This is a genomic window from Jeotgalibacillus aurantiacus (genome assembly GCF_020595125.1).
GTDB lineage: Bacteria > Bacillota > Bacilli > Bacillales > Jeotgalibacillaceae > Jeotgalibacillus > Jeotgalibacillus aurantiacus.
In genome coordinates this window covers 205,190-218,540 of sequence record NZ_JACNMS010000002.1, presented here as the reverse complement: position 1 = coordinate 218,540, position 13,351 = coordinate 205,190, and the positions used below count along the sequence as shown (strand labels likewise).

Annotated in this window: 14 protein-coding genes; all 14 read right to left on the bottom strand. The window is 43.4% G+C overall.

The annotated features are described in order from the left end of the window. Positions 1–6: 6 nt before the first annotated feature. The 14 genes from H7968_RS05855 to folE all read right to left on the bottom strand — a co-directional run bounded on the left by H7968_RS05855 (position 7) and on the right by folE (position 13,181). A complete protein-coding gene (locus tag H7968_RS05855) occupies positions 7–1,260 on the bottom strand; it encodes a tetratricopeptide repeat protein (protein ID WP_227395280.1) in 1,254 nt (417 codons plus the stop codon). 228 nt (positions 1,261–1,488) lie between these two features. Next, positions 1,489–2,772: a 3-phosphoshikimate 1-carboxyvinyltransferase gene (aroA, locus tag H7968_RS05850; RefSeq protein WP_227395279.1), complete on the bottom strand. Its 1,284-nt coding sequence runs from the start codon at positions 2,770–2,772 to the stop codon at positions 1,489–1,491. A gap of 12 nt (positions 2,773–2,784) precedes the next feature. After that, positions 2,785–3,885 carry a prephenate dehydrogenase gene (locus H7968_RS05845; protein WP_227395278.1) on the bottom strand — a complete coding sequence of 367 codons (1,101 nt, stop codon included), beginning with the start codon at positions 3,883–3,885 and terminating at the stop codon, positions 2,785–2,787. Between the two features lie 13 nt (positions 3,886–3,898). Further along, positions 3,899–4,984: a histidinol-phosphate transaminase gene (hisC, locus tag H7968_RS05840; protein WP_227395277.1), complete on the bottom strand. Its 1,086-nt coding sequence runs from the start codon at positions 4,982–4,984 to the stop codon at positions 3,899–3,901. 21 nt (positions 4,985–5,005) lie between these two features. Further along, entirely contained in the window at positions 5,006–5,380 is a 375-nt protein-coding gene (gene aroH, locus H7968_RS05835) for a chorismate mutase (protein WP_227395276.1), read from the bottom strand. 57 nt (positions 5,381–5,437) lie between these two features. Beyond that, positions 5,438–6,508 carry a 3-dehydroquinate synthase gene (aroB, locus tag H7968_RS05830; protein ID WP_227395275.1) on the bottom strand — a complete coding sequence of 357 codons (1,071 nt, stop codon included), beginning with the start codon at positions 6,506–6,508 and terminating at the stop codon, positions 5,438–5,440. A gap of 1 nt (position 6,509) precedes the next feature. Beyond that, entirely contained in the window at positions 6,510–7,682 is a 1,173-nt protein-coding gene (gene aroC / locus H7968_RS05825) for a chorismate synthase (RefSeq protein WP_227395887.1), read from the bottom strand. A 105-nt stretch (positions 7,683–7,787) separates the two neighbouring features. Beyond that, positions 7,788–8,561 (bottom strand): CheR family methyltransferase, encoded by a 774-nt coding sequence (locus H7968_RS05820; protein ID WP_227395274.1) that lies wholly within the window; start codon positions 8,559–8,561, stop codon positions 7,788–7,790. A 544-nt stretch (positions 8,562–9,105) separates the two neighbouring features. Then, the gene (gene ndk, locus H7968_RS05815) at positions 9,106–9,552 is read right to left on the bottom strand and encodes a nucleoside-diphosphate kinase (protein WP_227395273.1); all 447 of its coding nucleotides are present in this window, start codon (positions 9,550–9,552) and stop codon (positions 9,106–9,108) included. A gap of 92 nt (positions 9,553–9,644) precedes the next feature. Then, on the bottom strand, positions 9,645–10,607 hold the full coding sequence (gene hepT, locus H7968_RS05810) for a heptaprenyl diphosphate synthase component II (RefSeq protein ID WP_227395272.1): 963 nt from the start codon (positions 10,605–10,607) through the stop codon (positions 9,645–9,647). Positions 10,608–10,618: 11 nt separating this feature from the next. Continuing rightward, positions 10,619–11,338, bottom strand: a complete 720-nt coding sequence (locus H7968_RS05805) for a demethylmenaquinone methyltransferase (RefSeq protein WP_227395271.1) — start codon at positions 11,336–11,338, stop codon at positions 10,619–10,621. Between the two features lie 2 nt (positions 11,339–11,340). Then, a complete protein-coding gene (locus H7968_RS05800; RefSeq protein ID WP_227395270.1) occupies positions 11,341–12,129 on the bottom strand; it encodes a heptaprenyl diphosphate synthase component 1 in 789 nt (262 codons plus the stop codon). 187 nt (positions 12,130–12,316) lie between these two features. After that, positions 12,317–12,541, bottom strand: coding sequence for a trp RNA-binding attenuation protein MtrB (gene mtrB / locus H7968_RS05795; RefSeq protein ID WP_134373587.1), 225 nt, complete (start codon positions 12,539–12,541; stop codon positions 12,317–12,319). A 22-nt stretch (positions 12,542–12,563) separates the two neighbouring features. Then, complete coding sequence (gene folE, locus H7968_RS05790; protein ID WP_134373589.1) at positions 12,564–13,181, bottom strand: GTP cyclohydrolase I FolE; 618 nt, start codon at positions 13,179–13,181, stop codon at positions 12,564–12,566. Positions 13,182–13,351 lie beyond the last annotated feature (170 nt).

Below are 13,351 nucleotides of genomic sequence, written 5' to 3'. Positions count from 1 at the left end.
CTGCACTTAAAATTGATTCAGACTGTCCAACGTCATTTGCCATTCCTCGTTAGACGGATCATTTTCAATCAGCTTTTCGAAAATAACGCGTGCTTCCTCTCTTCTTCCTTCCTCAAGGAGGAAAGAGCCGTAATCAGACAGGAAGTCGGTATGATCATTATATACCACGTACGCCTTTTTATATTCCTCAAGTGCTTGATCATATTGTTCCTGCCATTCGTAAGCTTTAGCAGCATCCCAGTTAAATTGCGGATCATCTTCACCCGAGCTCCTTACAATTTCGATCACTTCCAATACTTCTTCTGCTCTCTCCTGATGAATGAGGATCCGGTTCAAAACGAGTGCTGCCTCAAGGTAATCAGGGTCAAGCGCGATCGCCTGACGTATGAATTCCTCAGCTTTTTGTTCGAGTCCAAGTTTTAATGAAAGTTTCCCTGCCGTTAAAAATAATTCCTTGTGAAAAGGATCGGATTTGACACCTGATTCAGCCGCATCAAGTGCTTTTTCGAGCTCTTCATCTTGCTCATATGCGCGGGCTAAAAGAAGGTAGGCTGCGTGATATTCCGGATCCATTTCAAGTAACTCTTCGAACACAGAACTTGCTGTCTGGTAATGAGACGCCTGGTACGCAGTAAATGCGTATTCAAACAACGTCTGTACATCCCGCTCGTCTTCAAGCGCTGATTCATAATAAGGCAGCGCGTCTTCAAACGAACCGCCTGCACTGTAACATTCACCGAGTCTCCGGTTAATATTGACACCAGCCATCTCAGGATGGTTGATTTGTTTATAGTGTCTGATGGCTTCTAAAAAACGCCCCTGTTCGTTATATAACTCTCCAAGCGCAAACTGGATTACGGGTTCGTCCGGTAATTGTTTTTCCGCTTGCAAAAGCTTCTGCTCACTGACTTCATAGAGTCCCTGCATCTGATAAATATCTGCTGACAGCAGCATCGCACGTGGGAAAAATTCATTGTCAGCTGTAATTCTCTCGAGTAAAACAAGTGATTCTTCTGTCTGATCCATTTCCGTATATACTTCAGCAAGCAGAATGACCAGTTCTTTTTCATCAGGATAAGCATCCATTAACTGTTCATACAACTGTCTGGATTCATCGAGAAAACCAAGAGCAAAAAGCTCCTCTGCAGCATCGAATTTTTCATCATCTGTCCCTGCGTTTTTCAGCTGACTGAAATCCTCCATCGCTGTTTCTAGGTGACCCTGTTCAAGATTTCGGATTAACCGGTCTAGTGCACTCAACTTTATCCCTCTTTCTATTCAATCTGTAAAAAGAATAAGAGAACTTTATCAGTTATTCAACTAAAAACCCTGTTCTTTTATATTCTCCATTTATGATCAAAAAACCTTTATTCGTTTTCAAATCATTTACAAGTAAAAAAAGAGCGGTATGGACCGCTCTTTTGACTTACTGCTGAATGTTCAAATTCAACAGTTCATATAAACGATGTCAAAAAGCATTTTAAACAATTATTTTTTTATGACGGATTCCAGATCGTCAAAAAATGACGGGTAGGACACGCTGATACAATCTATATCTTTAATTGAAACAGGGTTTTCTGTCAATAAAGACGCAACAGCCAGCATCATCCCGATCCGGTGGTCTCCACGCGAGTCAGCCTCTCCACCCTGGAGTTTTACAGGACCATTAATGATCATTCCATCATCAGTCGCTTTGATATCCGCTCCAAGTTTCGATAGTTCTTCTACGACTGCGTCAATTCTGTTTGATTCTTTGACTTTCAACTCTTCAGCATCTTTGATGATGGTAGTACCTGATGCCTGCGTAGCCATTAATGCGATGATTGGGATCTCATCAATAAGTCTTGGAATGAGTGCTCCACTGATTTCCGTGCCTTTAAGAGATGAATAGTTAACTGTTACAGTCCCGGCCGGCTCTGCATCCTCTGTTACTTCGCTCAGCTGGATGTCAGCTCCCATCTGGTTTAACACATCAATAATTCCCGTACGCGTTTCGTTTAAGCCTACATTTTTCAATACAAGTTTGCTGCCTGGTGTTATGGCTCCTGCAACGAGGAAGAATGCGGCTGATGATATGTCACCAGGTACGTGCATGTTTCTTCCCTTAAAGGATTGTCCACCGGAGATGATAATTGTATCATCCTCTCTTTTAACGTCACCGCCAAACAGCCGGATCATGCGTTCAGTATGATCCCTTGTCTTTTCGGGTTCAGTGATTCTTGTTTCATATTCTGACTGCAATCCTGCAAATATCAGGGCAGACTTCAGCTGCGCGCTCGCAACAGGTAACGTAAAATCAAACGGCTGCAGGTCTCCGCCCCTGACGGATAGTGGTGTGTACTCGCCGTCTTCTCTGCCATCTATGGACGCACCCATTTTGCGCAATGGATCAGTGACCCTTCTCATTGGCCTTTTGGCAATGGATTCATCCCCCTGGATGACAGAATGAAACGGTCTGCCGGCAAGGATCCCGAGCAGAAGCCGGGTGGTCGTTCCGGAATTTCCTGTATCAAGTACCTCTGAAGGTTCCTTTAGTCCATCGAACCCTGTTCCATGAATAATTATTTTGTCATCGTTTTCCTCAATCTGCACCCCCATCTTGCGGAAGCAGTCAATCGTGCTCAGACAGTCATCCCCTTTAAGGAATCCTGTTACAGTTGTCGTTCCTTCAGCAATGGCACCGAACATGATGGAACGGTGTGAAATGGACTTGTCACCCGGAACCTGAATTTCTCCGTTTAACACTGAATTTGTAAAATGCAATGATTTCATAGCGGCACTCCTTTATACGGTAAACACATCATAATTTGTATGTGCAGTAATACATTCGGCTCCACGCTTTCGATCTTCCTCCGTTTGAAAGCTGATCGACATGACGCCGTAAATGTCTTCCCGTGTCTCCATGATCCGTAGATTAACAATACTTATATGTTCCGAAGCCAGCAGTCCGGTTATTTCCGAGATGACACCGGGGTAATCCGGCACGTCAATGAAGAGATCATAAAACGAAGGAATTGCGCCTTTTTGAAGAATTGGCATATTATCACGAAATTCCTTCGCCTCTTCAAAGTAGGAAAAGATTGAGGCAGGTTCGGCTTTTTCAAGCAGATCCAGAACGTCATCCATTTCTTCTTTCCAGCCATTCAGCAGCATACGGAGTATGTCAATATTATGAATGGTAATATCAGTCCACATCGTCGGGTTAGATGAGGCAATTCTTGATAAATCCCTGAATCCACCCGCTGCCATTCTGGAAATGAGCGGCTGTTTTTCATAATGTTTTTTCACTTGATGGACAAGCGAAGAGGCAATAATATGCGGAAAGTGACTGACGATTCCGGTTATATAATCGTGCTCTTCAGGCTCAACAACAAGAAACTTTGCCCCTGTGCCACGAAGCCACTCTTTAAGTTTATTGACGCTGCCGTTTGCTCCTTTTGAAGGAGTAAGCAGATAAAAAGCATTTTCAAAAAGAAATGTTTTGGCTGCAGAAACACCACTCTTATGCGAGCCGGCCATCGGATGTCCCCCGATAAATGTAATTCCCTTATCTGATAAAATGTGGCTGTTTTCCATGATCAATGCTTTCGTACTTCCCACATCTGTTACAATCACATCTTTTTTCAGGTTCCACTCAGAAAGCATTCCCATAATCCGGACGGTCTGGTCAACCGGCGTGCAAATCATAATAAGGTCTGCCTTTTCAGCTTCTTCCTGCAGGTTATACGCTTCTTCAGTGATCACGTTCATCGCCTTAGCGAGCTTCATTTCTTTCTCACGGGTATCGTATCCGAAGACCTTTACATCCGGATGTTCCTTAAGAATCGAAAGTGCAAGTGATCCGCCTATGAGTCCGAGGCCAACGATTAATACATTTCCTTTCATACTTTCACAACCTTTAAGAATTAATGGTCTCAGTCAAAACGGAAATAATTTTGCTATTCTGTTCCTCTGAACCGACTGTGATACGAAGGCTTGTAGGGAAGCCTAAAGCATTTCCGCTTCTCACGATTAATCCATTTTGCAGCAGAATGTTGAATAGTTCATCGGCATCACGCTTAAAATCAATCAGAATAAAGTTCCCCTGTGACGGATAGTAGCTTAATCCGGACTCACGGCAAAAATCTTCAAACTGGCGGAGTCCTCTCGTATTTTCAAGCTTGCATTTCTCAATAAAATCCTGATCTGAAAGTGCTTTTGCAGCAGCAAACTGCGCAAGGGTACTGGTATTAAAAGGTTCACGCACCGGTTCAAGCGCCTGTATGATGGAAGGATTTGAAATTCCATACCCGACGCGGAAGCCGGCAAGCCCATATGCTTTTGAAAAAGTTCTTGTCACGATCAGGTTCGGATATTCAGCCGTTAATTGAATGCCGTTATAATAATCTTCATCAGTAACGTACTCATGATAAGCTTCATCAAGGACAACGAGTACTTTTTCAGGAATTTTGTCTAAAAAAGCTTTGAGTTTCGCGGACTCCACAAGAACCCCTGTCGGATTATTCGGACTGCATACCCAAACGACCGCAGTCTGACTGTCTACTGCTTCAGCCATAGCATCGAGATCATGTGCGCCGTTTACAAGCGGAATCTCTCTTACTTCCGCTCCCTCAACTACTGCATTGTGCTTATACTGAGGGAAGGATGGCGTCGGCATAACTGTATTTTTACCCGGTTCAAGCAAGGCTCTTGAAATAATCTGAATGACTTCATCTGATCCGTTTCCAAGAATAAACTGCTCAGGCTGAAGACCGTAGTGGTCAACGAGCGCATTTCTCAGAATAGAGCCTGCACCATCTGGATAAAGGGCAAAATTAAATTCCCCGGAACGGATTCCTTCTGTCACTTTTTCCGAGCATCCAAAAGGATTCTCATTTGATGCAAGCTTAATAATTTCAGTCAAACCGAATTCTCTTTTCACTTCATCTGATGTTTTACCTGGTTTGTAAGGTGAAAGTTTTCTGACCTGCTGTTTAATATCCACCGTATTTCCTGCCTTTCGACTTCAAAGTTTAGAATTGTTAACTAAATCAGGGCGAAGGGTTACTGCATCCCTCTGATAGATATGAATGATATCCGACTGCTTCACTTCAGTGTTCACATGCAGCATTACCCGGATACACCTTGGCAAAGATCCCTCAACCGGAATTTCCTGCATACACATAACGGGAACGTAATCCCATCCATGAATTTTTCTTAGCGCTTTTGCAGGAAAAGCCGAAACGAGGTCGGGTGTTACTGAAATAAATACAGAGGCTGTCTGGTCAGGGTTTATATGATTTTGATCAATCATCTCTAACAGAAGTTTTTCTGTAGAAAGTATCACTTCCTGCTCTGAATCATTTTCTACAGTCGTTGCTCCTCTAATCCCGCGTATCATTAAATCTTCCTTTCTTATATAAATTCAGGTGACTGTTAATGAGCACCCAACGGACCGTTATCCTAAAAGAAGAAACGTTTCCTCGAGCTCTTCTCCTGAAACAGGCACAAGTTCAGGGTTTCCAACTTCAGAAAGGAGAACAAAACGCACTTCCTTACCGATCGTTTTTTTATCCTTCTTCATTATGGTTAGCAGTTCATTAAACGGCGCACTTTTGAATACATCATCGTACCCCAGCTGTTTAATCCATAACCTGAACGAATCAATATCAAAAGAAAGGTTCCTTTTATGTCTGCTTACGTATAAGGCAAAGACCATTCCGATCATCACACACTCACCGTGTGTTTTATTTCCGTATCCTGACCATGCCTCAACAGCATGCCCATACGTATGACCAAAATTAAGAAATGCTCTGACACCAAGCTCTTTCTCATCAAGCTCAACAATATCTCTTTTGATTTCGATTCCACGCTTCAAACAATAAAGGAGAAACGCCGGATCCATTTTTTCAAGGGATCGGAGACTTCTCATTAACTCCTGCAAGAACGTCCCATCAGCTATGAGCGCATGTTTAATCACTTCAGCAAAACCTGAACGAAATTCATTAAGAGGAAGTGTATCAAGAAAACGGCTGTCATAAATCACAGCTGATGGCTGATGAAAGCTCCCGGTCATGTTTTTACCAAGCGGGTGATTGATGGCTGTTTTACCGCCTACTGCACTGTCATGGGCAAGGACTGTCGTTGGAATTTGAATGAAGCGGATGCCTCTCATATAAGTAGCCGCTACAAATCCGGCGAGATCTCCGGTTGCGCCGCCCCCTAACGCGAGTATGACCGAATGCCGGTCCAGTCCCGCTTCCAGTGCCGCTCCCATCGCTTTTTCGTAGCAATGAAACGATTTCGCCTGTTCACCGGAGGGAACGAGATGGATATCGGCGTCCAGCTGATCCAAATAGGAGTCAACATAGGCTTTGTGCAGTGAATAGACAGTCTCATCGGCAATCAGCAAGAACGATGTACAAGCGGGATTAAGGCTTTGGATGACCTCATTTAACGAGTCAAGCGCACCGTCTCCCAACATAACCGGATAAGTCCCCTGTGACGATTGAATATGAATGGTTTCCATTTTAAAATTCCTTTGTATAAGACCGGTACTCATCAATAGATGCCTTCAGACGATCAAAACGGTCACTTTCAAACTGTTCACAAAGTGCTTTCGCCACTTCCCATGCTACGACCGCTTCAGCCACAACCGCTGCAGCCGGAACTGCACAGCTGTCCGATCGCTCAATACTTGCAGTAAACGCTTCTTTTGTATCAATATCAACACTTTCAAGTGGTTTATATAAAGTAGGGATCGGTTTCATAACCCCTTTTACAACAATCGGCATACCAGTCGTCATACCGCCTTCAAAACCGCCCAGACGATTGGATTTTCTGTAATATCCGCTCTCTTCGCTCCACGCGATTTCATCGTGCACCTGACTTCCGAACATTTCTGCGGCTTTGAATCCGAGTCCGAATTCAACACCTTTAAAGGCATTAATACTCATAACGGCACCGGCAATTTTCGCATCCAGCTTACGATCGTAATGAACGTAACTCCCGACCCCTGCCGGAACACCTTCAATGATCACTTCAACAATACCACCGATTGAATCACCGTTCTTTTTCGCCTGATCGATCGCTTCTTTCATTTTTTCAGAAGTATCGGGATCAATGCATCTTACTTCACTTTCTTCTGAAAGCCTGCGGATTTCTGCAGCGGATAATTCTTTTTCCTGTTCGAATTTAACTCCGCCGATTTCTTTGACATGGCAGGCAACAGAAATGCCGAGTTCAGTTAATAGTTTCTGCGCCACTGCACCGGCTGCGACCCTTACAGTCGTTTCACGTGCAGAAGATCGTTCAAGAACATTCCGCATATCACGATGGCCGTATTTGATGCCTCCATTTAAGTCAGCGTGTCCTGGACGTGGACGAGAAATCTTTCTTTTAACTTCGCTTTCTTCCTCATCCGTTAAAGGATCCGCTCCCATAATTTTTGTCCAGTGTGTCCAGTCTTTATTTTCCACAACCAGCGCCACGGGTGATCCAAGTGTTTTACCATGCCTGATCCCGCTGAGCAGCTGTGCCTGATCTTTTTCAATCTGCATTCTGCGCCCGCGGCCATATCCTTTTTGCCTTCTGGCCAGGTGCTCGTTAATGTCTTCCGCTACTAGTGCAAGTCCTGCCGGAAGACCCTCAATAATGGTAGTCAGCTGAGGTCCGTGTGACTCACCTGCTGTTAAGTATCTCATCATAACACTTTCCCCCTTCAACTCGTTAAAGCATTTTTTCTATTGATACAGTCTAACATACTTTTTCTGAACTATGTAGTCTAAAAAGCGCTTTTGCGAAACGAACTATATTTTCCGGTAAAAAAACGTATCTGCGGTTTCAAATCCGTATCTGGACGGATTAAAAATCTGCTCGGTTGACCCGACAAACAGAATCCCACCCGGCTTTAAAGCCTGACTGAATTTATGATAAAGCGCATCTTTTGCCTCTTCAGTGAAATAAATCATGACATTCCTGCACACAATCAGATCATAACCTGATTCAAAACGGTCATTTAAAAGGTTTTGCTGTTTAAAGCTCACTACCCGCTTAATTTCATCCGACACCTTATAAAAGGCCCCCTGCTGAAGAAAGTATTTTCGCTTAATGTCAGACGGTACTTCAGCCAGGGCGCGTTCAGCGTACAGTCCTACCTTGGCTTTTTCAAGTGCAATTTTATCAAGATCAGATGCGGTAATGGAAATTTGGCTTAACGGCTGATGCGTTGACATGACCATGGCAAGTGAGTAGGGTTCTTCCCCTGTCGAACAGGCAGCACTCCATACTTTTAATTTACTGCTGCGCTTCAGAAGTTCAGGGAGGATCCTGTTTTGCAGAACTTCCCACCTCTTTGCATTCCGGTAAAACTCCGACACATTGATCGTCATACGGTCAAGAAATTCATCAAGTAAGGCTTGATCTGCATTCAGCTTATCTGAAAAATCCCTGAATGAGCCGTATCCTTTTTTTTCATATAAAGATGTAAGGCGTCTTTTCATTTGTGCTTCTTTATATAAAGAAAGATCGATTCCTGTTTTTTTGTTGATAAAGGTTACAAATTCAGTGTAGTCCTGTGTCATAGCCGCACCTCGTTTATTTTAGTAAAAATGGATTAGTTAAAGTATAAGAAAAGGATGGGTTAATTGCTATTATAATTCACTGTTTAGTGATTTTTTTCTGAAATATTGTAAAAAAAACAGGGCGGGACTCATCCTGCGCTTTCCGCGGCCGCGCGGTGAGCCAGCTAGTGCTACGCACTACGCTGTCTCACCTGTCGCTTCTCTGCCGCAGGAGTCTCCGGATGAGTCCCGCCATTTTTTTAATACATATCTTTAAATTTATTAAAGAAAAAACCCGGCAGGAGATCTATCCTACGCTTTCCGTTGTCTAGCTCCAGCGACTAGCCCCTCGAAGTCATAAGTCAAAGATGAACGAGTCGCCTCCGTTTTTCCTTGGCCGCGCGCTGAGTCAGCTAGAGCTACGCACTATGCTGTCTCACCTGTCGCTTCTCTGCCGCAGGAGTCTCCGGATGGACCTCCTGCTCTATTGCCTGCTTTTAGAATTACAATAATTTAAACAAATTAAAAAGCGCCCTGAGGAGGCGCTTTTAAGAGTAATTAGGTATTAATAAATCCATTCTTCAACCGGTTTTGAATAGCTGAGAGCTGATTCTTCACCGAAAAATAGTCCGATTTCGCGTTCTGCGCTTTCAAGTGAATCTGATCCGTGAATGATGTTTTTGCCTACAGTCAGACCAAAATCCCCACGAATTGTACCAAGGTCTGCTTCACTTGGTTTTGTTGACCCCATCATGTGGCGGGCTGTTTTAACAACGTCCTCACCTTCCCAGATCATTGCAAACACAGGTCCTGATGTAATAAAGTCAACAAGCTCACCGAAAAACGGGCGTTCTGCATGCTCGCCGTAGTGCTGCTTGGCAAGTTCTTCTGGAATAACCATCAGCTTAGCAGCTGCCAATTTGAAACCTTTTCTTTCGAAGCGGCTTACAACTTCGCCAATAAGACCTCTTTGTACACCATCCGGTTTAACCATTAAAAAAGTTTTTTCCACTGTCAAATCCCCCAATTATGTAGAATGGGCTGAAATCAACCCTCTAAAAGATTATCATTCATCCGGAGATTTGGCAACGTTTTCATTCCAATTTAATACTTTCTTTTGCCGATAAATAGTGCAATATCTCGCAATGATTTTTTTGCTCTTGAAGCCGGAAGGCCATCGAGCTGTTTCAGTGCCTTTTTAAGATATCGCTGACTGACTTCAGCTGACTGCGTGATGGCATCTGATGTTTTAATCAGATCAATGAGTTCTTTCATTTCATTTGGAGAAGTTTCTTCATGAACTCTCAGTATTTTTCGTCTGAGCCTATCATCTTCCATTGCGAAAAAGACAGGAAGCGTGATGTTTCCCTGTAGCAGATCGCCTCCTGCAGGTTTTCCAAGTTCTTCTTCTGTTGAGGTGAAATCAAGAATGTCGTCTGTAATCTGATAGGCCATTCCTACATAATAACCAAACCAGAATAAGCGCTTTTGAGATTCTTTATCCGTTTCACCTGCAACGGCCCCGAGCTGACAGCTAACCGCAATTAAAAGTGCCGTTTTGCGCTTTATTCTTCTGAAATAATCACGAAGGTTCTGATCAAAACGGTATTTGTCTTCAATTTGAGCGATTTCACCGAGGCAGAGCTCTACGATGGCATTGGACAGGATCTTATGGGCTTCGGGATCCCGGAGCGCGGTCATATAGTTTAACGCCCGTGCAAACATATAATCACCGGTATACATTGCAACCTGATTATCCCACTCTGCTTGGATGGTCTTTCGGCCCCGTCTCATGTCCGAGTTGTCTATGACGTCATCGTGGACGAGGGATGCCATATGGATCAGCTCTAAGGCAACAGCGACGTTTTTTACTTTGTGAATATCGTAGTTGCCGATTTTTGCGGACAGCAAAACAAAAACCGGACGAATCCTTTTACCCCCGGCTTCTAAAAGATGCAATGATGCATCTTTCAGAAGACTGGTATCTGAGTCGATCGCCTGGTTTAATTCTTCTTCAATTACTTCAATATCCGATTTTAAAAATGAGTAAAGCATCGTTAATTTCATTCTGCTTCCACCTAATTGACATGATTGTCCTGCGCTTTCTTATAGCCGATATGCATCGCAGCGACTCCACCGCTGAACGGTTTGTATTCAACTGCTGTAAAGCCGGCTTTTGTAAATAAATTTCTGAGTGCTTTCATGCCCGGGAAGTCCCTGGCAGACTCCTGCAACCATGAATATTCCTCGTAGCTTTTCGCAAGGAACTTTCCAAACAGCGGCATGACATATTTGAAGTATCCATAATAAAACTGCCTGAAAACCGGCATCGTAGGCTGCGACGTTTCAAGACAGACTGCCATACCCCCAGGCTTTAATACTCTGTTCATTTCCTTTAACACCTGTAGATAATCAGGTACATTTCTCAGCCCGAAACCGATCGTCACATAGTCAAAGGTATTATCCTCGTATGGAAGTGACATGGCATTACCATGTACGAGTGTGATCTGCGGATATGATTTTACTTTTTCATGTCCAGATTTCAGCATATTTTTGCTGAAATCAAGCCCGATTACCCGTCCTTCAGTACCCGTTGCTTCCGCAATGGCAATCGTCCAGTCGGCTGTCCCGCAGCACACGTCCAAAGCAGATGATCCCGGTTTTACATCCATCTTTTTCATCGTGTACTTTCTCCACTTCACGTGCTGCTGGAAACTGATGATTGAATTCATTTTATCGTATTGACCATGTATTTTCTCAAAAACATGATGGACACGCTGCTCTTTTTGTGACTGCATAATTACCCTTCCTCTGCATAAAAAATAGAATGTTCATAACGGTTGGACAACTGCTCAAAAATCATTAATTTCCTTACATCCTCTGGCAGCTTCAACTGAGCAATCAGTTCTTCAGCTTCCTTTTTCAGCTGTTGAATGATTTTTTCAATGGTTTTCATTACCGATCCGGGTGTGTGCTCCCGCATGAAGCTGTTTTCAAATGATGAAAAGACAAAAGAATGTTTACCGTTTCCATAAAGCTCTTCCTCTTTTTGAAGCCGTTTAATTAAAAGCAGCTTTTTGGCGAGCGGGATCATCTCGGTAAAAGATAAGTGTTCGAATACGCCTGTAATGATCGAGCTCTCAATATCACCAAGACGTTTCAGAAATTGCTCAACGGAATTGCACCGGTTAGAAGTAATCTCTATTTTGTATTCGTTGATTTCCTGAATGGAGTAGGCAATTTTACGAATAAGCTCGATATCTGGGATACCGGATAAGATTTTGTAATATAGACCGCTGTAATAGTCGCCTGCAAGAACGGTCAGCTGTCTCGATTTAAGCGAACTTTTTTCAGCAGATACTTTTTCATGTGTATCAAGTGCCTGCTGAATCAGGATCGCTGTCGAAACGTAAGACTGATCACGGGATGTATATGTTTTTTTAAGAAAGAATGGGAGCATAAGCAAAGATAGCCTGTCCATATCAATCTCAGGCGTACCAATCGTCTTATGGAGATACGGATGATGAAGCTGTTTGGCTATATGTTGCACTGTTTCTTCAATCCAGTGCTTTCTCCGTTCAATAATCATCTTTTTCTCCCCATTTCTTCAAATCGTGTTATGTAAATTGCTATGATGACAACCATTTTCCACTCAGACCCCTCCAGAGTCCAGCAGTGAATAAACCTCATCCATTATAACATACGTTTGTCACGGGTTGTGTGTATAACCTTAAGGAGTATAAAAGAAGTCAGCAAATTTCTGCTGACTTCGACCATTACTTCTTGGAATCACTCGTAACTTCACCGTGACTTGTTAAAATGGATGCTTTACCCCGGATCTTAACAGCCGAAGTATGCTCTGTAAACTGAGCGATCATGACTTCGCCCTTGTCGAGCTTTTCAGAGTGGTGAAACTTTGTATTTGAACCTCTAGTCAGTCCAATCACATTAACACCATCTTCAAGCGCTTTGATACTAATAAAATTCCCTGAATCACTCACATAATCACTCCCTACGTGTCGACTATTCCATTCTGAGTAGTGACATTACTTCACTTCTCAGCACCTGATCGTTTTCATAAACACCGCGGGCAGCCGTTGTTACCGTCTTGGCTCCCGGTTTTTTCACGCCTCGCATCGTCATGCACATATGTTCTGCTTCCACGATGACAAACGCGCCGTGGGGTGCAAGCATTTCCATGATGGCATCTGCAACGGTCGAGGTGATTCGTTCCTGCAGCTGCGGGCGGCGGGCAGTCGTTTCAACTGCACGTGCAAGTTTGCTCAGGCCTGTCACTTTTCCGTTTTTAGGCAGGTATGCCACATGTGCTTTACCGTAAAAAGGAACGAGGTGATGTTCACACATTGAGTGGAACGGAATGTCTTTTACAAAAACAAGTTCTTCGTGATCTTCATTAAAGACCGTTTTGAAATATTCCTTAGGGTCCTTATGAAGACCTTCAAACATTTCTTCGTACATTTTCGCTACTCGTTTAGGTGTATCTAAAAGGCCCTCACGCGAAGGATCCTCTCCAACCGCTTCCAGAAGCATTTTAACTGCTTCTTCGATTTTCGAACGGTCAACTTTATGTTCAGCTTCACTTGCTGTTAATGTTGTAAGATTATTTGTTGTATGTTCCATTTTTAGAACCTCCTGGGCAGTCTGGCGTTGATTTCACTTCATATTAGCACACGGGGATATGCCGCGCAAAGACTAGCGCTTTTCAACTATGCATGAATGTGCTGCATGCCATCTTTATTATGGACGGTTCATCGTATTCATCATTCATCAATCATCAATATTCCTGAAAT